The organism is Campylobacter sp. IFREMER_LSEM_CL2151 (assembly GCF_025771725.1).
GTDB lineage: Bacteria > Campylobacterota > Campylobacteria > Campylobacterales > Campylobacteraceae > Campylobacter_D > Campylobacter_D lari_C.
Map to the genome: position 1 here is coordinate 331347 of NZ_JAKMQT010000001.1, position 21409 is coordinate 352755.

18 protein-coding genes are annotated in these 21409 nt (G+C 28.8%); 9 read left to right on the top strand and 9 right to left on the bottom strand.

Annotated elements, in window-relative coordinates; all coding sequences use genetic code 11:
• Genes purC through L8V82_RS01800 form a run of 9 tightly spaced genes read left to right on the top strand, consistent with a single transcriptional unit; the run spans position 1 to position 6384 of the window.
• On the top strand, positions 1-714 hold the full coding sequence (purC, locus tag L8V82_RS01760) for a phosphoribosylaminoimidazolesuccinocarboxamide synthase (protein ID WP_039618192.1): 714 nt from the start codon (positions 1-3) through the stop codon (positions 712-714).
• An 8-nt stretch (positions 715-722) separates the two neighbouring features.
• On the top strand, positions 723-959 hold the full coding sequence (purS, locus tag L8V82_RS01765; RefSeq protein WP_039618190.1) for a phosphoribosylformylglycinamidine synthase subunit PurS: 237 nt from the start codon (positions 723-725) through the stop codon (positions 957-959).
• Complete coding sequence (gene purQ, locus L8V82_RS01770) at positions 956-1606, top strand: phosphoribosylformylglycinamidine synthase subunit PurQ (protein ID WP_257396888.1); 651 nt, start codon at positions 956-958, stop codon at positions 1604-1606. Before purS ends, purQ begins: the two co-directional genes overlap by 4 nt.
• Positions 1600-2805: a hypothetical protein gene (locus tag L8V82_RS01775; protein ID WP_263723792.1), complete on the top strand. Its 1206-nt coding sequence runs from the start codon at positions 1600-1602 to the stop codon at positions 2803-2805. Before purQ ends, L8V82_RS01775 begins: the two co-directional genes overlap by 7 nt.
• A complete protein-coding gene (locus L8V82_RS01780) occupies positions 2783-3472 on the top strand; it encodes a lysophospholipid acyltransferase family protein (RefSeq protein WP_263723793.1) in 690 nt (229 codons plus the stop codon). The genes L8V82_RS01775 and L8V82_RS01780 overlap by 23 nt, the downstream gene beginning before the upstream one ends.
• Positions 3469-3837 (top strand): fluoride efflux transporter CrcB, encoded by a 369-nt coding sequence (crcB, locus tag L8V82_RS01785; protein WP_263723794.1) that lies wholly within the window; start codon positions 3469-3471, stop codon positions 3835-3837. The genes L8V82_RS01780 and crcB overlap by 4 nt, the downstream gene beginning before the upstream one ends.
• A gap of 11 nt (positions 3838-3848) precedes the next feature.
• Positions 3849-5678 carry a molecular chaperone HtpG gene (gene htpG / locus L8V82_RS01790; protein WP_263723795.1) on the top strand — a complete coding sequence of 610 codons (1830 nt, stop codon included), beginning with the start codon at positions 3849-3851 and terminating at the stop codon, positions 5676-5678.
• The gene (locus L8V82_RS01795; protein ID WP_039628276.1) at positions 5675-6007 is read left to right on the top strand and encodes a rhodanese-like domain-containing protein; all 333 of its coding nucleotides are present in this window, start codon (positions 5675-5677) and stop codon (positions 6005-6007) included. The genes htpG and L8V82_RS01795 overlap by 4 nt, the downstream gene beginning before the upstream one ends.
• 2 nt (positions 6008-6009) lie before the next feature.
• Positions 6010-6384: a rhodanese-like domain-containing protein gene (locus L8V82_RS01800; RefSeq protein WP_039618177.1), complete on the top strand. Its 375-nt coding sequence runs from the start codon at positions 6010-6012 to the stop codon at positions 6382-6384.
• A 12-nt stretch (positions 6385-6396) separates the two neighbouring features.
• Here the strand turns inward: L8V82_RS01800 and mog are convergent, their stop codons facing one another.
• The 9 genes from mog to L8V82_RS01845 all read right to left on the bottom strand — a co-directional run bounded on the left by mog (position 6397) and on the right by L8V82_RS01845 (position 21393).
• Positions 6397-6924, bottom strand: a complete 528-nt coding sequence (gene mog, locus L8V82_RS01805; protein ID WP_047208243.1) for a molybdopterin adenylyltransferase — start codon at positions 6922-6924, stop codon at positions 6397-6399.
• Positions 6925-6926: 2 nt separating this feature from the next.
• Positions 6927-8525 (bottom strand): AAA family ATPase, encoded by a 1599-nt coding sequence (locus L8V82_RS01810; protein ID WP_047208242.1) that lies wholly within the window; start codon positions 8523-8525, stop codon positions 6927-6929.
• A complete protein-coding gene (gene mtaB / locus L8V82_RS01815) occupies positions 8515-9771 on the bottom strand; it encodes a tRNA (N(6)-L-threonylcarbamoyladenosine(37)-C(2))-methylthiotransferase MtaB (protein WP_263723796.1) in 1257 nt (418 codons plus the stop codon). The genes L8V82_RS01810 and mtaB overlap by 11 nt, the downstream gene beginning before the upstream one ends.
• Positions 9768-11297: a mechanosensitive ion channel domain-containing protein gene (locus L8V82_RS01820; protein WP_318529665.1), complete on the bottom strand. Its 1530-nt coding sequence runs from the start codon at positions 11295-11297 to the stop codon at positions 9768-9770. Before L8V82_RS01820 ends, mtaB begins: the two co-directional genes overlap by 4 nt.
• The gene (gene aroB, locus L8V82_RS01825; protein WP_257938721.1) at positions 11294-12352 is read right to left on the bottom strand and encodes a 3-dehydroquinate synthase; all 1059 of its coding nucleotides are present in this window, start codon (positions 12350-12352) and stop codon (positions 11294-11296) included. The genes L8V82_RS01820 and aroB overlap by 4 nt, the downstream gene beginning before the upstream one ends.
• Before the next feature lie 7 nt (positions 12353-12359).
• On the bottom strand, positions 12360-13766 hold the full coding sequence (locus tag L8V82_RS01830) for a COG3400 family protein (protein ID WP_263690480.1): 1407 nt from the start codon (positions 13764-13766) through the stop codon (positions 12360-12362).
• 66 nt (positions 13767-13832) lie between these two features.
• Entirely contained in the window at positions 13833-15521 is a 1689-nt protein-coding gene (locus tag L8V82_RS01835; RefSeq protein ID WP_263723797.1) for a ShlB/FhaC/HecB family hemolysin secretion/activation protein, read from the bottom strand.
• A 4-nt stretch (positions 15522-15525) separates the two neighbouring features.
• Positions 15526-18867: a filamentous hemagglutinin N-terminal domain-containing protein gene (locus L8V82_RS01840; RefSeq protein WP_263723798.1), complete on the bottom strand. Its 3342-nt coding sequence runs from the start codon at positions 18865-18867 to the stop codon at positions 15526-15528.
• Positions 18868-18882: 15 nt separating this feature from the next.
• Positions 18883-21393: a hypothetical protein gene (locus tag L8V82_RS01845; RefSeq protein WP_263723799.1), complete on the bottom strand. Its 2511-nt coding sequence runs from the start codon at positions 21391-21393 to the stop codon at positions 18883-18885.
• Positions 21394-21409 lie beyond the last annotated feature (16 nt).

A 21409-nucleotide genomic window follows, 5' to 3' on the forward strand; every position in this document is an offset into this window, starting at 1 on the left:
ATGGCAACAAAACTAGATCTTTTATACGAGGGAAAAGGTAAAAAAATGTTTAAAACTGATGATGAGAATTTACTCATCACAGAATTTAAAGATGATTTAACTGCTTTTAATGCAGAAAAAAAAGGTAATGAAGCAGGAAAAGGTGCATTAAATTGTAAAATTAGTACTGAAATTTTTCATCTTTTAGAAAAAGAAGGGATTAAAACACATTTAGTAGAAACTATCAGCGATAAAGAACAAATTGTTAAAAAATGCAATATTATACCTATTGAAGTTATTACTAGAAATGTAGCTACGGGATCTTTGACAAAAAGATTAGGCATTAAAGAAGGTACAATTTTACCTTTTGCTGTAGTTGAGTTTTGTTATAAAAATGATGATTTGGGTGATCCTATTATCAATGATGAACATTGTTTAATTTTAAATCTAGTAAAAAGTGAAAAAGATTTAGAATTAATCAAAAACACCGCAAGACATATTAATTCTATCTTAGTTAAATTCTTTGAATCTAAAGGATTAAGACTGATTGATTTTAAATTAGAATTTGGTATTGATAGTGAAGGAAATATGATATTAGCTGATGAAATTAGCCCTGATAGTTGTAGATTTTGGGATAGTAAAACTAATGAAAAATTAGACAAAGATCGCTTCAGACAAGACTTAGGCAATGTAAAAATGGCCTATGAAGAAGTATTAAAAAGAATTTTAAGTTAGGAAAAATAATGAAAGTAACTGTAAATATCACACTTAAAAATGGGGTTTTAGATCCTCAAGGCAAAGCCATAGAAAAGGCTTTGCATTCTTTAGATTTTAATAACATAGCAAATGTTAAAACCTCAAAACAAATTAGTTTTGATATAGCTTGTGATGATAAAGAAGAAGCTTTAAAACAAGTTGATTTAATGTGCAAAGAATTACTTGCAAATACTGTGATAGAAGATTATGAGATAATATTATGAAAGTAGCTATTATTCGTTTTCCTGGAACTAATTGCGAGTTTGATACAGCTTATGCTTTTGAAAAACTAGGCGTAAAAACTGAAATCATTTGGCATGAAAGACAAGATTTTAGCGCAGATTTAATCGTTTTACCAGGTGGATTTTCTTATGGAGATTATTTAAGATGTGCAGCTATTGCAAAACTTGCTCCTGCTATGAAAACACTTAAAGAACATGTGCAAAAAGGTGGCTATGTCCTAGGTATTTGCAATGGCTTTCAAATTTTATTAGAGCTTGGTCTTTTAAAGGGAGCTATGAAACATAATAATAGCTTAAGTTTTATTTCTAAAATGCAAGCATTGCAAGTAGTATCAAACAATAATGCTTTTTTGAAAAATTTCCAAAAAAATGACATTATAGAATTACCTATTGCTCACGGAGAAGGAAATTATTTTAATAGCGAAGATGGTATTAAAATGCTAGAAGATAAAGATATGATTTTATTAAGATATATCAATAATCCAAATGGCTCTTTAAACGATATAGCCGGAATTTGTGATGAGAATAAAAAAGTCTTTGGACTTATGCCACACCCTGAAAGAATGTGTGATGATATACTTGGCTCAAAAGTAGGACTTAAAATGTTTGAAGGATTTTTAAATTGCTAAAAACCTTCAAAGTTTTTTGTATTTTTTTACTAGCACTTAATTTATATGCTCAAGAAAACAGTGTTTTTGAAGATTACAACACCTTAGAAAAAAATTACAATCAATTAGATGATCAAGCTAAGCAAATTTATCAAACCATCGCTCCAAGCGATGAGAGTAATTATGAAAGTAAAGTCAATGATGAAAATTTTATTCCTCAGGGCTCTTTAGTATTAAATGCAAAAGAATACACTGATGAAGCTTATATAGATGAAGCTTTTGCTATAGATCTTGAGGTTATCACCACAACTAATGTAAGTTTTGATTTAAATGTGAGCTTTGAAAAAAATGACGATATGCTTTGGATTAATCCTAATCCTATTTGGGAGCAAAAAGCTAATTCATATCACACAAAATTATGGTTTGAAGCAAAAAGTTTAAATGCCAATTTAAATAAAATCGTCGTTTCTTTAAGCAGAAATGATCATATTTTTCAAAGCTCATCACTAATTATAAAACCTATTAGACTTAAAAAAATCGACGCTCCTTCTAACAAATACTCACACATAGTTGCAAGTAATTTAGAAGTAAAACAAGTAAAAGCAAGCCATTTTGATAATGATAATATGATTTTATTTATAGAACTTGCAGGAGAAAACACAAACCTAGCAAGTTTTAATATAAAAGATATTCAAAAACAAGGTGTAGAGGCTATTAAAGGCGATTTTGAAAAACAAAGTGGATTTTATTATGCTATTTTAGATAAAAGCAAAACGCGTTTTGATTTTTCTTATTTTAATTTAAATTCTAAAGAACTAAAAGATTTTTCCTTAAAAATAGAACTTAAAGAAGATAGTATAAGCACACAAAGTGATTTAAATCCAAAAACTAATGATTTTAATTTTTACAAACAAGTGTTTTTGTGGAGCTTGTGTGGTATTTTTGCTTTATGGTTTGTATTTAAGAAAAGCTACGTAGCTTTAGGCTTAGCAATTTTAGCTTTAATAGCAAGTTTTTTAGCCCAAAATAACATATATAAAGCTATATTAAAAGCTGAAAGTAAAGTACAAATTTTACCAACTCTAAACTCAACTCATTTTTATTCTGGAAAATATAAACAAGAAGTAGAAGTACTAGATTCAAGAGATGAATATAAAAAAATTTTATTTAATAATGGAAAAATAGGCTGGGTAAAAAGTGAAGATTTATCAAAGATTTAAAGCTTTAATATTTTGGATTGAATTTATTTTATCTATTATATTTTTATGTATTGTCTTTTTATTATTACAATCACAAGAAAAAATTTGGAAAATCAGAAAAGCATGGTCAAAACTACAAAAATATGTAATAAATTATAAAATCCAAACCCAAGGTTCTATACACCCTCAAGCTAATTTACTTTTAATCAATCACCAAAGCTTGCTAGATATAGTTGTTTTGGAAGATTTATGCCCAAAAAATATATCTTGGATAGCAAAAAAAGAACTTGGTGAACTCCCCGTTTTTAAAACTTTGATTAAAAAACCTAAAATTATTTGTATAGATAGAAGCCCAAAGGGTCTAGTAAAACTTTTAAAAGAGGCTAAAGAAAGACTAAAAGAAGATAGAATTTTGGCTATTTTTCCAGAAGGTACAAGATCTAAAACACAAAAACTTTTAAAATTCAAAGTTGGAGCTAAAATTTTAAGTGAAAAACTTAATCTAAAAGTCCAACCTGTGGTAATTGTTGATTCAGCTAAAATTTTGGACACGCAAAACTTTAGCGCAAAGAGTGGTGTTTTAAAAGTAGTATTTCTTGATCTTGTTGATACAAGTAAAGATGATTGGCTTGAGCAAACTAGAGAAAAAATGCAAGCAATCCTAGATAACGAAAGGTCAAAAGCTTGATTGGTACGGTTTTGGCTGTAGGTTTTGGTGGCTTTTTAGGGGCTATATCTAGAATGCTTACTAGTAGCTTTTTTAATAAAATCATTCCACATGATTTTCCCTATGGTACTTTACTTGTTAATATCATAGGATCTTTTTTAATGGGCTTGTTTTTTTCTTATGCAAACTCTAAAGGCGTGCATATTTTTACTAAAAGTTTAATTAGTACGGGTTTTTTAAGTGCTTTTACGACTTTTTCAACTTTTTCTTATGAAAATTTGCTATTTTTGCAAAGTGGTGATTATTTTCACTTTTTTCTAAATATTATTTTAAATATTATCCTTTGTCTTTTGGCAGTATGGATTGGTTTTTTAATTTTTAAATAAAGGAGATATAAATGCAATTTCAAACTGAAGTTAATCAACTTTTACAACTTATGATTCATTCTTTGTATTCAAACAAAGAAATTTTTTTAAGAGAGCTTATTTCTAATGCAAGCGACGCACTTGACAAACTTAGTTATTTAAGCGTGAGTGATGATGCTTATAAAAATTTAAAATTTGAGCCAAAAATTCAAATCAACTTCAATCAAGAAACAAAAACCCTAACCATAAGCGATAATGGTATAGGTATGAATAAAGAAGATTTGATCAATCATCTTGGAACCATTGCCAAAAGTGGTACAAAAAGCTTTTTAGAAAACTTAAGTGGTGATGCCAAAAAAGACTCTCAACTTATAGGACAATTTGGTGTAGGCTTTTACTCTGCTTTTATGGTGGCTTCTAAAATAGAAGTTTTAAGCAAAAAGGCATTAGATGATAAAGCTTATCTTTGGACTTCTGATGCTAGTGGTTATGAAATAGAAGATGCAAATAAAGATGAGCAAGGCACTTGCATAACCTTACATTTAAAAGATGAAGAATTTTTAAACTCATACCGCATTGAAAGTATAGTAGAAAAATACTCAAATCACATACAATTTCCTATTTTTATGGAAAAAGAAGAGTATTTACCACTAGAAGAAGGCGAAAAAGAACCTAAAAAAGAATTAAAAAACACTCAAATTAACACAGCAAGTGCTTTATGGAGACAAAATAAAGCAAGCTTAAAAGCTGAAGATTATGAAAGATTTTATGAGCAAAACTTTCATGACTCAAACAAACCTATGCTTTATATCCACACAAAAGCTGAAGGTTCTATAGAGTATAATTCTTTATTCTTTATACCTGCGCAAGCTCCGTTTGATTTATATAGAGTAGATTATAAAAGTGGTTTAAAACTTTATGTTAAAAGAGTTTTTATAAGCGATGATGATAAAGAATTATTACCAACTTATTTAAGATTTGTACGCGGGATTATTGATGTAGAAGATTTACCGCTTAATGTTAGTCGCGAAATCTTGCAAGAAAATAAAATCTTAAAAAGCGTTCAAGAAGCAAGTGTTAAAAAAATCCTAGCAGAACTTAAAAAATTCAAAGAAAAAGATAAAGAAAACTATCTTAAATTCCATGAAAACTTTGGAAAAGTTTTAAAAGAAGGTTTATATGGTTTTGGTGAAAATAAAGACGCTATAGCTAAGCTTTTATACTTTAAAAACTCAAATAAAGAAGAATTAATTGATCTTGAAGAGTATAAACAAAACTTAGCTGAAGGTCAAAATGAAATTTTTTATATTAGCGGAAAAAATGAAAAACTTTTAAGAAATTCTCCATTACTTGAAAGCTATAAACAAAAAAATATCAATGTTTTATTGCTTGATGAGGAAATTGATACCATAGTTATGCCTATGATGAATGAATTTGAAGGCTTAAAATTTAGTGCTATTAACCATCTAGCTAGTGAAGAAACTAGCGAAGAACAAAAGGCTGAATTTGCAAGCTTACTCATCAAAATAAAAGAAGTTTTAAAAGATGAAGTTGAAGAAGTAAAACTTAGCCAAAGACTTTCAAATAGTCCAAGTTGTATTGTTTATGATCAAAATAAACCTGATTTTGCTATGCAACAAATTCTTAAACAAATGGGGCAAGAACAACAAGTTAAACCTATACTTGAAATTAATCCTAATCATGAAATTTTAAAAGCCTTAAAAGAAAATGATACCTTAGCTAATGAAATGGCACATATTCTTTTAAATATGGCTAAACTTAGCGAAGGTATGGGTATAGACAACCCTAGTGAATTTAACAATGCTTTAAGCAAAATCGTTTCTAAGGCTTTAGAAAAATGAAAAATATAGCTATTTCTAAAGATATTTTACACGAATTTTGCATTATAGATGTAAGAACTCCTAGCGAATGGAAAAGCGGGGTTATAAAAGAAGCTATACTCATCGCACTTTGCGATGATAATGGCTTTATGAATGAAAATTTCATCCAAGAGTTTAAAGAAAAAGTAGATTATCAAAATAAAAATATAGCCTTTGTATGTGCTACAGGCTCAAGAAGCAAACACACTGCTATGATGATAGAAGATGCTCTAGGTATAGAATGCACTAATTTAGATGGTGGCATGGTAGCGCTTTTATCACAAGGTTATGAAGCAACAAAAGAAGGTTGATTATGAAAAAAATATTTTTATCTTTGGCACTTTGTGCTAGTTTTGTTTTAGCAGAAGTTAAAAATATTGATATTAACGCAGGAATTTTAGAAAATTATCAAGTAATTGATGTTAGAAAACCTAGCGAATGGGCGCAAACTGGTACTATAAAAAATGCCATTAAAATTAGCTTTTACAATGAAGATGGTAGCTTAAATGAAAATTTCATCGAGGAAATTAAAAAGATTTCAAGTGACAAACCTATCGCTATAGTTTGTAGAAGTGGTTCAAGAAGCGCTAAAGCTTCTGCTTTACTAGATCAAAATGGCATAGAAGTTACTAATTTAAAAGGCGGTATGAACGCACTTTTATCGCAAGGTTATAAAACCTCAAAGTAAGTCTAGCTAGACTTACTTTTTCTTTGGTCTAAATACAGAAATTACTTCTTCATTATTTTCAATATAAGCTCCACCTATTAAATCCACACAATAAGGTATAGCAGGAAATATAGGCTCAATGCATTCTCTTATAGCTTTTGGATTACCTGGTAAGTTAACAATCAATGATTTTCCTTTTATACCCGCGCTTTGTCTTGAAAGTATAGCTGTTGGTACATATTCTAAGCTTTTTGCACGCATTAACTCCCCAAAACCTGGAAGCATTTTATCACACACTGCTTGTGTTGCTTCTGGTGTCACATCACGCAAAGCAGGCCCTGTACCTCCTGTAGTAAAAATCAAATCACATTTTACTTCATCAGCCAAATAAGCTAATTTTTCTATGATTAAATCATACTCATCAGGAATTAGCTCATAATAAAAACTTTTTTCATTTTTTATATAAGAATCTAAAATTTTTTCTATCTCTACTCCGGATTTATCTTCATAAACTCCGCTACTTGCTCTATCTGAAAGTACTAAAATTCCTATTTTTACCATTTTTACTCCATTATGATTTTTTCTACATCTTGTTTTTCTATTTTTTCATTTTCTAAAAGAATGTTAGCTAATCTCACTACTTTTTCTTTCATTAATTCTAAAAATTCTTTCACTTCTTGCTTTTGCTCTTGCAATAAACCCTCATTTGCCATAGCAAAAGTTTCCATGAAAGTAAGCAATTCTTTAACCTTTAAAAGATCACTTTGTGCATTAGTATAGCTTTCATTAAAAATAAGCTCCATGGCAACTGAGCCTGCTAGAAAAACTTTTATTTTGTTTAGCAATTCTGATTTTGATTTGATGGTATTTTCATACTCTTTAAATCTATCCTCTATCAAAGTAATTTTTTCAAATTTAACATCAAAATAAAAAGCGCACAAAGCTTTAGCTGCTTGGTATGTGGCTTGAATTTTTCTTTCCTTATCACTTAGAGAGAAAATCTTTTTTTTACCCATTAAAACCTTATTAAGCACTGCAAAAAAATCATTTTCTTCTATTAAATCTGATTTTCTTCTTATAGCATTAATAGCCGCTTCATTAACTAAAGTCTCTAAAGCTGCTCCGCTAAAACCCACACTAGCTTTTGCAATTTTTTCTAAATCTACACTAGATTTTTTTTCTTTCATATAATTTTGCAAAATATGCATTCTATCTTTAAAATCAGGCAAAGATATAAAAATTCTTCTATCAAAACGCCCTGATCTTAATAACGCATTATCCATAAGATCGATTTTATTTGTAGCGGCCATTACTATAACTCCACTATTATCTTCAAATCCATCCATTTGAGTTAAAAGTTGATTTAGAGTATTGTCTCTTTCTACATTAGAAAAATCTCCCCTACTTTTACCAACTGCGTCAATTTCATCTATAAAAATGATACTTGGAGCCTTTGATTTAGCTTTTAAAAAAAGCTCTCTAACTCTTTTTGCGCCCATACCTACATAAATTTCTACAAAACTAGCCCCACTTTGATAAAAAAATGGCACCCCAGCCTCGCCTGCTACTGCTTTTGCTATCAATGTTTTACCCACCCCAGGAGGACCTACTAGCAAAACCCCTTTTGGCATTTTCACGCCAAAATCTTTATATTTTTGAGGATTTTTTAAAAAATCAACGATTTCTAAAAGCTCTACCTTAGCCTCATCAACCCCTGCTACATCTTTAAATTTAACTTCACTTACTACATCTTGTATAGTGTTATTTTGTTCATTTTTTTCTAAAATATTTTTTTCTAAAGAAAGTAAATTTTGTCTATCTTTATTTTTTTTATTAAGAAAGAGCAAAAAACTTACAAGAAAAGCAAGCAAAATAAAGATCAAAAAAAACTCACTTAAATTATAATCCTTAGCATATTCTAAAGGAATTTTTTGCCACAAAGCATTTAAATCCACTACATCCTTAGCAATTAAAAAATTTCCTTCTTTGCTTTTTAATAATATTTCATTATTTTCTACTATGGCTTTTTGGATCAAATTTTGCTCTAAAAGCTCTTCATAAGCAGCTTTACTAATATAATCAGGTTGATTTTTTATAAACGCAACTATTACAAAAACACAAAGCAATAAAAATGAAGCTAAGATAATCTTTTTATTTTTCATCCTCTAGCCTTACATAGTTACAATCTTCTTTGCATTCATATTTTTCAATACTTATCCATTGTTTAGCAATATCTTCTTTGCTTGTAATTTTGATTTTATTAAAAAATTGATCATAGCCTTCATAAAAATCATCTTTTTTACTTTCTACTAAAATTTCTAAAGTACCTTTTTGATTTTTTCTAAACTCATAATTATTTTGTGCGACTATATCTTTTAAAATATTTAATCTTTCTTTGGCTATTTCACCATTAATTCGCTCACTCATAGAAGCAGAATGCGTTCCATCACGCGGTGAGAAAATAAAAGCATGAATATGCGTGAGTTTAAATTGCTTGAAATTTTCTAAAGCTTCTTGCCATATTAATTCACTTTCTCCAGGGTGCGCTACGATAAAGTCTGTTCCTAAAGCAAAACCTTTTTGACTTAACTCATTAAACAATGCTAAATCATTTTGTGTATGTGATCTTCTGCGCATTATACGTAGCATTTTCTCATGAGTATGTTGCAGAGCAATATGTAAATGCTTTTCAAGCCAAGGCTCATCTAAAATTTCTTTAAAACTCTCATCAATTTGAGCAGGCTCCAAACTCCCAAGCCTTACTCTTTTTATGCCATTAATCTTACCTATTTCTTGTAATAATTTTCCAAGTGTAGTTTTATCTTTTAAACCATAGCTTCCTATATTAGTACCCGTTAAAACTACTTCACTATAACCATTTTGAGCCAAAAGTTTGATTTGTTTTATTATTTCCTCACTTGGCATGCTTCTTGATTTACCCCTAACACTTGGGATTATGCAATAACTACAAGCAAAGTCACATCCTTCTTGAATTTTTACAAAAGCTTTAGTGTGATTTTCATAATTACTTACGATTTTTGTATCAATAAAGCGTAAATTTCCAAGCTCATAAAAGGCTTTATCCTGTGAGATTAACTCGTTAATTTTATCTTTATTAGAAGCTCCTAAAACTCCAAAAATTTCTTTTTTATCAAAAAAATCCTTTCCCTTGCTTACAGCACCACAACCTGTAAGTATAACCTTAACTCCATTTTTCTTTACACCATTAATATAACTTCTAAGCCCACTATCAGCACCATTTGTAACTGTGCAAGAATTTATCACTATCACATCAGCTTCTTGCTCATTTTGTGTGATATCATGATCCTTAATGTAGGTTTTTAACAATTGCGTATCATAAATATTGGTTCTACAACCAAAAGTTTTAAAAAATACCTTTTTTTTCAAATATCTTCCTTATTTTCTATAAATTCATGTTTTGCCATATATAAATTTTGCGATGGATAAGCTATTTTTATATCATGATGTTTATTAAATTCATTAATTATTTCTTTGCTAATATTACTTCTTAAAATCAAAGCCGCATAAGAATTTGTCATATACCAAGCAGAAATTCTCATACCATAACCTTCTAAAAATGTAAAAAATCTAGGCTCTACTTTAGGATTTCTAATGCTATATTCATTTCTTAATTTACTCATGGATTCTTTAGCTAACTTTGTATAGCCTTTAGAAGCTTTTGTGACAATTTCTTCTACTATCTCTAAAGCTTTTTGATGATTTGAATCAAAAGTCAAAGTAATATCAAGTCCATCCCAAACTGTCTTCATTCCATGATGGGTATAATTTGATATGAGATTAGTAAAAATAAAATTATTTGGTATAAAAATTATCCTACCACTTCTTCTATTATCTGTATAAGTTAGCAAAGAAATATCTTCATATAAAGTTATTCTCAAAAATGAAATATCAATTATATCACCAATATAATGCGTGTTATTTTGAAAAACTCTAACTCTATCACCTACTCTAAAACTCCCACCAAAAACTATCACACACCAACCAAGCATAGACATAAACATATCTTTCATAGCAATAGCCAAACCAGCAGAAGCAAACCCAAGTACAGTAACCAAATAACTGATATTTTCAATATAACCAAAAAGCAAAATTAAAATAATCACATTAATATTAATAAAATTAATAATTTTATTTGCTGTATAAAAACGATCGTTATCGCCTATGTATTTTCTAGCTATAAATTTGAGTAAAAATGCTATAGCTATAACAATAATAATAGCCAAAACTATATTAAAAGCTCTTACACCTTGAATTTTAATAGAAGCAGTTGTTTTTTCAATCTCTTCTTGGATTTTTTTCTCATACACAGAATAAGAAATTTCTCCAAAACGTAAGGTTTGCGAGAAATCCCTTACCATTTGATTAGAAGCTTTCAAGTACTCATCATATTCTTTACTAGGAGCTAACTTAGCTATCTCAGCTACCAAAACATTTTCTTTTATAAGCTCATCTAAGGTTTGCTTAAAACTATTTAAAAGATTAATATACTCTTCCTTATCACGTCTTAGTTTTTTTATGTGCGAATATGCTGAAATAATAGCTAAAGGATTGGTAAGCTTGTCTATCTTATCGACTTCTTCAGGTGCTAAAACCATCTTAGAAAAATTTGCACTTTTATACTCACTTAAAAGCTCTAATCTTTCTTTTAAGATTAAAATTTGCCTTTCTATAATGCTTTTATTGCGTTCATTAGCCTTTAAACTTTCTTTTTCTAAAGCTAAAATCTCATCTTGGGTTTTTTTATAAATATTAAAATTATTATATTTAATCACCCAAGTATTGTATGCTAGATTATTATGTAGCTCATTTAATTTTTGCTCTAAATGTTTTACATCATCTTGCGCTAAAAGCAACACAAAAGGCAAACATAAAATCAAAAAAAACTTTTTCATGCAAACACCTCTAAAGCGTGTAAAATATCTTCTTTAGATATATCATTTTTTATGCAAGCTTTTCCCAAGCCGCAAGCTAAAATGAAATTGATCTTTTGATAATGCGTTTTTTTATCCAAGAAAAAAGCATTATAAAAATCGTGTATATTTGGAATTTTATAAGATACGGGCAATTTAAATCTCACAAGTAAATTTTGCACCCTTTGATATTCTTGCTCATTTAATAACCCTAAATTTAATGCTAAAATATTTGCCATATTCATACCTATAGCCACGGCTTCACCATGTAAATATTTTTTATACTCTGTTTGATTTTCTATAACATGAGCAAAGGTATGACCGTAATTTAAAAGCATTCTTAAACCATTTTCTTTTTCATCTTGCGAAACCACATTAGCTTTAAGTTCTATGCTTTTTTGAATGATTTGAGCCAAGACAATATCATCTAATTTAGCGTTTAAAAATTTATTCTCGTCTAAATTTTCCAAAAAAGATAAAATTTCCTCATCAAAAACCACAGCCATTTTAATAAATTCAGCCATACCAGCAGCTAATTCTCTTGAAGGTAAAGTTTTCAAAAACTTACTCTCACAATAGACTGCTTTTGGCTGATAAAATGCGCCTATTAAGTTTTTGCCAAATTTATTATTTACTCCGGTTTTACCACCCACACTTGCATCCACGCAAGCTAGTAAAGTTGTAGGGATATTAATAAATTCTATCCCTCTTTGATATATGCTTGCTACAAAACCACCCATATCAGAGATCACACCACCACCAAAGCTTATAAGCAAGCTTTTTCTATCTAGCTTATAAGTACACATTTGATCTAAGATGTATTCTATAGTTTGTAAATTTTTATACTCTTCACCATCTTTGATTTTTATAACAAAAAGCTCTTTAGCATGGATTTTTTTCAAAAGTGTATCTAAATGTAATTTTGCAACTAATTCATTAGTTAAAATCACTACTTTAGTATCAAAATTCAACTCTTCTAGTTCATTTATATAGACATTATAACTTGTATTTTTATCTAAATTTACCTTAACTTGCATTATTTTCTCACAGCGATGGTATAAATAATTGATAATTTTTATTCATCTTATAATATATCGTATTTAAATCTGTTTTTAAAATTTTATTAAAATTACTACCTAAAATTTTTTCATTAAATGGTACAAAATGCAATACATTTTGCTTGTAAGAAAATTTATTGATAGGATTGTGTTCTTTTTCTTCTATCAAAAGTAATTTTTCATCATGAAGCTTTGAAAGACTTTCAAAATATTGATGATATTCAAAAATTTCTGCTTTATTTAATTTTAAAGCATAATAATACAAAGCAAGTCCTAGTTGAATTTGCTTATTTAAATCAAGCACAATAGAAGCAATACCCTCTACATCTTCAAAATTTGAGCTTAAAACTACTGATGATTTTAAGTCCGCAAAATCCCCTTTACCTGCTTTTAACACAGGAATTTTTAAAGTAAAAAGAAAACTTTTTTCTTTTTCAAAAAGATAATCCTCCATCACCAGCAAACCTATGCTAGTATTTTCCACAAAAGGTTTAATGTTTTTTATATTTGTACTTTCAAAGTCAAATATCACTTCAGTACTATTTTTATGTAAGGCTTTAAGTTTATAATACATAGGATTTAAAGTAGGATTAATCACTTTAAAATAAAGCTTTTTACTATTAATCCTTATATGCAAAAGCAAGCTTGCAAAAATAAGCTTTTCTATAGCAAACTCACTCATTTTTTTCATATCTATAATACAAAGTATATTATCCCCAAAAGGCGATGGAAAGCGTCCTAAGCTTGTTTTAACATTAGTAAAAACACTTTGTAAAACTTTAGGATCGCCTACGATTAAAATGCTATCATTTGGCATTAAAATAAGACCAGGTCTTGCTAAAATAAATTCATTATTTCTATAAACCATTACAATTTTAAAGCGTTTTTGACTAATAGAACTTATATGCCTATAAGCAAAGCTTGATCCTGCAGGAATTCTAACCTCCATAATCTCACCTTGCCCAAGTCCTATAAATTGAGCAGTTGATGGCATATTATCCAAACAGCCTGTTAATCTCGTGCTTAAAGTATCATAGATATTAATCACTTCACAAAAATTATCATCAATTTGAGTATTCCATAAATCCATGATAACTATATTTAATCTTGGGTGTAATTTTCTTAAATTTTTATAGCAAGCTAGCATATCAGCTTCTTCTTGCATATAAATGATAGCTTGATGGAATTTTTCTTTTAATAAATTTTCTAGCTTAATCAAACTCGTAGGATCAAATTTATAAAAAGAGATTTGTTCATTTTCTAAGCTTAAATCCACACTATCATCATTATAATAAACAACACTCAAAGACTCTTTGAAAGTTTTATTGCTATGAATTTTCTTTAAAAAATCTTTCGCATAAACTCCATCAGCTAATAATAAAATTTTATTCATTTACACCTCTAAAATATAAAGTATAATTATAGCAAAGTTATAGTTTATATTTTAAAGTTTTAAATTTTAAAAATACACCCCACCACTAAGATAAATTCTAGCTCTATGCTCTCCATCGTATTTGTATTTATGAGCAGCTCTAGCTCCATCTAGTTTTATATAATGTTTTCCAGGATTTAGATATAACAACTCAAGTCCTACCGCATCCATAAAATAATGATCATCTATATAATTATCGCTATTTTCATACCAAGAATATCCTATATCATAAAAAGGTGTAATATAAAATCCTGACAAAGGAGTTTCATATCTTATTCCGAAACTAGCTTTTATAGCATTATCCGCACTGCCCTCTCCTTCTAAATAAGCTCTTACCCCATAAGGACCACCTATAGAAGCAGTTTCGCTACTATCTAGTATCGATCCTCCTATAGATTTTTGATAACTAAAACTAAACAAATGAGTAAGTTTTTCGTGTAGATAATATTCATTATTAACATCTAGATTTATTTTTCCAAAATGACCCAATTCAGGTCCTGCTAAAGTTATACTACCTCCATCGTCATCTACATTTCCATAAAACACATTGAAAGTGTAGCTGAAGGAATTATTTGGAATTCCTCTATAAGTTCCTTGTGTTCCAACATTACCTACAACACTGTATTTTTTAAAACCCAAACTACCATCAAAATAGTAATCTTGCAGTTGTTTGTGTGTAATTCCAAAAATTAAATATGATGAAGCTTCATGTGTTAAAAACATAGGATAAGAAAAATTAACTCCTATATTTAAAGAAGTTCCATAAGCACCTAAACCTTCATATCTTTCTCCAGCAAGTATATAAGAACCTTTTGAGATAGTTGGAGAAATTTTTAAATCTCCTAAAAAAGTACTATAAGTTGCCCCAAAATTAATTTGCTGCTCATCGCTATTTTGTAGATAAAAATTATAATTATCTCCTTGTTTAAAGAGATTATTAAAACTGGCACTTACCCCTGCATGATACCTTCCAGTTGATTTAGTTCCATAATTATCTGCATATAACAAAAAACTAGCTGGATCATCTTTTTCTATTTTCACAACAATATCACTTTGGCCATATTCAGTTCCAGATTGCAATGTTGCTGATGTTTTTATACCATACATCTCATTAATTCTAAAAATAGCATCTTCAAGCTTTTTGGTAGTTATAATTTTTCCTTTTAAGCTTTCATTTAACTTACTATTTATAGCATAAGATGAAATTAAAGATTCTTCATCTTTTATGATAAATTTCCCCAAAGTACCAAATGCAATATTCACCTGAACTACCTGATTACTCAAATCTTGTGGTGGTATATAAGCAACAGTTGATGGATAACCACTAACTTGACACATATAAGAAATGATATTTGTGATATCTTTTAAATTTTGAAGATTAAGTTCTTGTTTTTTATAACCTTCTAGAACTTGTAAAATATCTGCTTTATTGATTTTTAATTTTTCAAAAGTCTCACCTTCGTTATCTATATGCAAAATAAAATCTTTAATATAACTAGCATTTTCTTGAGATTGACTTTGTGGTTTTATTTCTTTTTCTTGTTTATACTCTATAGCTTGATCTTTGTTTTTTAAACTATTGCTTAAATTTTTAACTTGAGGATTAGATGAATGAGGAGATAATTCTATCATTTTTCTAACTTTTGTTTCATCAGATTCAGCCCATAATAAAGTTTGGGCTGTGATTAAACTTATAAAAAATATCTTTTTATTCATGCTCTTATCTCTTTCTTGTAATACACACATTCATAGTTTTAGATTCATCGCTTACTATACAACGAATTCCACCCGCATCTGCACTAGCTTCGCCTATTTCTGCTTCTTCTTTTTCTTCTTTTTCTTCATCTTCAAAATAAGCAATTTTTACTAAGTTATGATCAGGTTTTGGAATATTAGGTTTAACTTCTGGTTCAGTTGGATCTTCACCTCCTCCTCCTTTTCCAGGCTCATTAAATGTTGGTAATAATCCTTTAATAGGTAAATTAACACTACCTAAAATTTCATATGAGCCGTTATATCCATTATATCCTCCAACTTCTTTAATGTCATTTTTAACAAAAACATTGCTTTTTAAATTATCATAAGAACCCATTAAGTTAGAGTATAGTTGATCAAGTGCTTTAATATCAGCTAAGATAGAATCATAAGTTGATTGTAAATTATCTGTTATACCTTGTTCATTAAGTTTATTATAATCATTAATTTTTCGTATCAAAGCAGCTAAGGCAGCTTGATAAGCGCTATAAGCATCATTAAAATTACCTTGAGCATTTTTTACTTCTTCTTCTTTTTTTTGTTTTATAGTCTCTTTGTTTGTATAAACTTCATAGGCTGCTTTAAATTTTTTATAAGATTCTAAACTATCATCTTTCCAAAGATTAAAGAATTCATCCCCTATAGCACCATTAGCAAAAAATGTATTTAAAAAATCAACACTTTGATCAATTTCATTGTTTTCATTTCCGCCTACAATTTCCCATTTGCCTGTTTTAGTATTATAGGTATAATGTCCATTCATAATATCATCTAAAATATACTGAAGCATAGCAGGATCAAAATCGTTTTTTTCTATAGAAGGAGAAATTAAATCAGGAATATTTGGTGTAGTAATTTTTTCACTATAATAAGTATAATATCCTTTGTCATTATATTCTAAACCAGAATTTTTTAGTGCATTATAAATACCTGAAGATATTTTATCCCTATTGCTAGATTCATACAATTCAAATTTTCTATCACTTTTAAAAAATCGATAATAATCCCAATAATCTCCATAAAAACCTGTATTATTAATTTGATGAGGCAGACGTTTCTCATAATAAGCATTTACATTATGAATATTAGCAAAGTTTGATTCATTCAACCATCCAGCAAATATACCTCTAGCCCATTCTCCATTTTGATTAGCTACATTAATAGTAACATCATTTCTAAATTGAAGATAGATATTATTCATAGAAAAATTGTTACTAAATTTACCTCCTTGTTGGTTCTCATTTTGCCCTCTAACACCACCTAAAAAACCACCAGCATAATTTGGCATATAAAATATACATTGTCCAAAAGAGCCATTTACACAACCGCCATCTGCTCTAATACTCATAACATCGTTAAAATTTAAATAAATATTATTAAATTTCGCGTCAAATATTTTTTTATCCACGCCATTTAATGCAATATCGTTATAAATCATACCAACAAACCCACCTGCTCCAGAATGTGCTGGATACTGATAATGAGCTTCTTTTAAAATTGCCTCTATATCTCCTATATTATTTAAAACTATATTTTCAAAAAATAAACCTTCGCCACTTAAACCACCTACAAAACCACCAGCAGCAGCAGCTATATTCCAATTATTTCCAATTACGGGTTTTTCAAAATCATACCCAGCATAAATACCATAACCATAATCATTTTTATTTTGATGATTGTTTATTGGCTTAGAAAATCCTATCCTATTCAATGTAATATTATTAAACGACGAGTTATCTTTAGCAAAGCCCGCAAATCCTCCAGCAAAAATATAAGCTGCTGTTTCATATGCACGTGCATGAATTTTCCCGAAATTATTAAGTAAAATATTATCAAAATACGCACCATCAACAAGTCCTGCAAATCCACCAACGTATATATTGTTTTCCTTTGAACTGGTTCCAGCTGGAGTTAATATTATACCTTGTATATTATCCATTGTAATATTTTTAAAAGAAGAGCCTTCTTTAGCCCATCCTACAAAACCTCCAGCATAAAGTTTTCCGCCATCATCATATTTATTATCCGTAAACTCAAGCAGTTCAAAATTTTTTAAATGGATATTGTCAAATTCTGCATAAGATGCTTGTCCAACAAAACCTCCACCTATATTAGTTGTACCAGAAAAACTTAAGCCATCAACATTCAAGTTATATATCTTAGCTTTTTGCCCATTTTTACCTTCTACTTTTCCAAATAATCCCGTATTCCATCCGGTAGAGCTATCTTGAGCTTTTATTTTAATATTTTTTAAAGTATAACCACCACCATCAAAAACTCCACTAAAGGCATATTTATTTGCACCCACTGGATCTATAAGAGAAAACCCTGTAAAGTCAATATCACTGATCAATCTTATAGTAGTAAGTCCATCTTTAAAAATATCTTCTGTTAATTCATTACTATTCCATCCATCTGCAAAAAGCTTCCACTCGTTTGCATTTTTATTGTGGTTTAAAGCATTATTATCATTATACCATCCGCCTATAGTAACAGCTTTTGTAAAATCCACACTATTTTTACCATCATAAGAAGCTTTAAAAATGGTTCCAAAATCTCCAAATTCATATTTATCTGCCGCAAAACTAGTCATATCTCTTTGTAGATATCCTTCTTTGATAGCTGTTCCTTTTAAGCCATTTTTATCTACTTTAATGGTGTTTCCATCACTTTCCTTACCAACATTTACATAAACATAATTTCCAACCAAATGAGCTTCTTTAGCATTTTTTAAACCATCTTGACCTCTTATCTTACCACCAACACCTATCTCAACCTTATTACCTATTAAAAGTATATTATCTGCATTAATAGTTCCAAGATTAATTATATTTCCTTTTTTGTTTACATCAAATACCGGGGAGAATTTTGAGCCTTGTAATAAAAATTTATTAACCTGCCCATCATTTAATGGAGTAGTAGAAGCTACAAATTTATTTGCAGTAACACTACCTCCTTTTTCTATCACTACACCCATAGGATTAATTAAATAAATATTATTAGTCCCACCATTTAAAGAACCAAAAATTTTAGATGCATCTTTTTGATAAGCTATGTTTAGATAATTTTGACCACTAGTGGTAAATTTTACACTTTCACCCTTGCCTATATTAAATCCACCACCCCATTGGATAACATGATTACCGTTTTCTGTTTTTCCGGTAATACTCATATTATTACCATTAGTAATAATGCTACCACTAGTTCCATGAGTAAATTTGCCTCCACTAGGTAAAGCCATTAGTGGAGAAAATATTAAAGATGATGCTATAGTAGAAAGAAATATTTTTTTTCCAACTTGTTTCATGCTTTAACTCCTTATTTAATTAAATTTCACATAAATAGTTTTTAGATCTTTAGAAGCTTCTAAACTAAATTTAACTTCATTAAAACCTTTTAAGTTTTTTATTTGTTTATAATATATGTCTTTTACATTAGAGGACATTTTACTTAGATATTTATTGAGTCTATATTCACTTAAGCTTTTACCATCTTCATCTACAAAGCCTTTATCGCTTTGCACTAGCTTAAATGTTTTGTTTTTTAGTGTCAAATTATCTTTTGCTAGAACTTTAAAAATTCCGGATAAAGTAAGATTTAAAGGTTCGTTGCTAATATGTAATATCGCTTGATTTGCTTGAGTGTTTTTAGATATTACAAAAGTAAAATCTTCAAAATTATTTACCATTTCAGTGCCAACATAAGCAACGTCTAATATTAGATGATTATTTTTAGATAAATTTTCTAAATGTGGGGCTATATGATTATAAACTTTTTTTCCAACATGCTCATGTAGTATTGTACCGCTAATACAGTTCATACTATCATTTTCATAAGTAAGAAAATTACCACCTAAATATAAAGTATTATCGTAAGATTTACTTTCCTTATATTCATCTTTAAAAACTGCAGATACTGCAATAAACACAGCATTTTTATTTTTATACTCATCTATGTTAATATTAGAAATTTCTACTATATTGTGATGGGTGTTTTTAGATACACCACCTATTAAATGTAAATACCCTTCTCTTTTATCTGAAGAAGTTCCAAATGTAGCATTTTCTAGTATGACTTTATTATACGAACTTTCATTAGTAGCTCCAATGACAACAGCACTTTCTTTAGCAGCTGAAGAATAATCTTTTAAATATATATAGTTACCACTTGCTTTTTCATCTGCTCTTATAACTATTTTTGAGCCTCTATCTAAAGAACTATTTTCAGAAAGACTTTGCACTAAATTATAAGTTATCTTATTATCATTAACTTCTTTTGCCTCGATTAAAAAGCTTAAATTTTTTGATGATTTAATTTCCTTTAGTGAGATTTTATTTCCATTTGCTTGTTCAGGTGTATAAACATGATCTTGTATAGTGACTTTTTTGGTTATAAAGCCATATAAAGGAAGAGAAATTAAAGAATTTTCAATATTAATACTATTATCATTAGCATTACCACTTAAGGTTCTAGCTGCATACACCACAAGTTCATCTTTATAGTTTTGCGGAACCAATTCTTCATTAAGATTATTTTTTATACTAATAATATTACCATTTGCTCCTTTTGTTGCATAACCACCATATAATCTAAAATAATTTTTTCCTGAAAAATTATCACTAATTTTAAATGGATTTTTAAAGTCAAATTCTACATGATTTTCATTTGCTTGACCATTACTAGCAAAACCTCCATAAAAATTCATAGAAGCTTGCACTTTAGAATTTTTATTTAATTCTCCTATAGTATTAAGATTTCTTACATAAATTTTATTTTTAAGAGCATTTCCTTTTACAGATTTTCCTCCAAAAAACTCTCCAAATAAAACAGCATCATAAAAACTAGGGTTTTTTGTTTTATCCACTTCCAAATCTAGATTAATATTATTAATTATAAGTTTATTATTAATAGCATTAAAATTTTCACTTGTACTTACATTAGCCAATCCACCATAAGCTTCAATAGTGCTAGATGCAAAATATTCATTCTTTTTTCCATGCACTATAAAATCAACCCCATTAAAAACAATTGAGTTATTTTTTACATCACCATCTGTAGCAAATCCGCCAAAAAGATGAGGTATCCTACGATCATAAAGTTGCGCACCATCATAATTTGTAATATATTGAGTGTTATATAAACCTATCCTAGAACCTTTTTCAAAACTCAATTTATTTGAATCTACCATGCCATTTAGAGCAATAGAACCTGCTACATAAGGAGCACCATTCAATGCAAATGTTTCAGTATTTTCTACACCCATATTAATATAAGAATTTTTAACTATAAGTGAGTTATTTACAGCATTAGCATAATTTACAAAAGCAGGGCTAACTATAAATCTATAAGCATCTTCAACACCTTTTGGAAATTCTTTATTTACATTTTTAGGTTTTATATAATACACTGATGATAATTCACCATTTTCCAAAATAAGCTGACTATTTTTAACATTTTTTTTCAGATTTAAACCTGTTACAATAAAGGGAATGTAAAAAATATTAGAACGCGTATTCATAAAAGCCATAGTGTTTAACACACTAACAATATCTTCATCTTTAATATCTGGAGTTAATATACCAAAATTATTATATATTAATCTTGCTCCGTCAATGTCTTTTTGACTATTTTTAATTCCATAATAATTCTTTCCATTAAGTTTGATAAAAACATCTTTTGAATAATCATATAAATTTTGATTTTCAAAAGAATGATTTTTTATAATATAAGCTGACGATGATTTTTCATACAAAGCTTGCGTAGTAGCAAATGATAAATCCGGTGTTATTGCAAACAATAAAGCAACACACAAACTGCTATGTATTTTTTTCAAACTTTCTCCTTTTTAA

Excerpts from the sequence above, each read along its gene's own strand:
- purC (WP_039618192.1), top strand. The coding sequence starts at position 1 with ATGGCAACAAAACTAGATCTTTTATACGAGGGAAAAGGTAAAAAAATG.
- purS (WP_039618190.1), top strand. The coding sequence starts at position 723 with ATGAAAGTAACTGTAAATATCACACTTAAAAATGGGGTTTTAGATCCT.
- purQ (WP_257396888.1), top strand. The coding sequence starts at position 956 with ATGAAAGTAGCTATTATTCGTTTTCCTGGAACTAATTGCGAGTTTGAT.
- htpG (WP_263723795.1), top strand. The coding sequence starts at position 3,849 with ATGCAATTTCAAACTGAAGTTAATCAACTTTTACAACTTATGATTCAT.
- L8V82_RS01795 (WP_039628276.1), top strand. The coding sequence starts at position 5,675 with ATGAAAAATATAGCTATTTCTAAAGATATTTTACACGAATTTTGCATT.
- L8V82_RS01800 (WP_039618177.1), top strand. The coding sequence starts at position 6,010 with ATGAAAAAAATATTTTTATCTTTGGCACTTTGTGCTAGTTTTGTTTTA.
- mog (WP_047208243.1), bottom strand. The coding sequence starts at position 6,924 with ATGGTAAAAATAGGAATTTTAGTACTTTCAGATAGAGCAAGTAGCGGA.
- L8V82_RS01810 (WP_047208242.1), bottom strand. The coding sequence starts at position 8,525 with ATGAAAAATAAAAAGATTATCTTAGCTTCATTTTTATTGCTTTGTGTT.
- L8V82_RS01820 (WP_318529665.1), bottom strand. The coding sequence starts at position 11,297 with ATGAAAAAGTTTTTTTTGATTTTATGTTTGCCTTTTGTGTTGCTTTTA.
- aroB (WP_257938721.1), bottom strand. The coding sequence starts at position 12,352 with ATGCAAGTTAAGGTAAATTTAGATAAAAATACAAGTTATAATGTCTAT.
- L8V82_RS01830 (WP_263690480.1), bottom strand. The coding sequence starts at position 13,766 with ATGAATAAAATTTTATTATTAGCTGATGGAGTTTATGCGAAAGATTTT.
- L8V82_RS01835 (WP_263723797.1), bottom strand. The coding sequence starts at position 15,521 with ATGAATAAAAAGATATTTTTTATAAGTTTAATCACAGCCCAAACTTTA.
- L8V82_RS01840 (WP_263723798.1), bottom strand. The coding sequence starts at position 18,867 with ATGAAACAAGTTGGAAAAAAAATATTTCTTTCTACTATAGCATCATCT.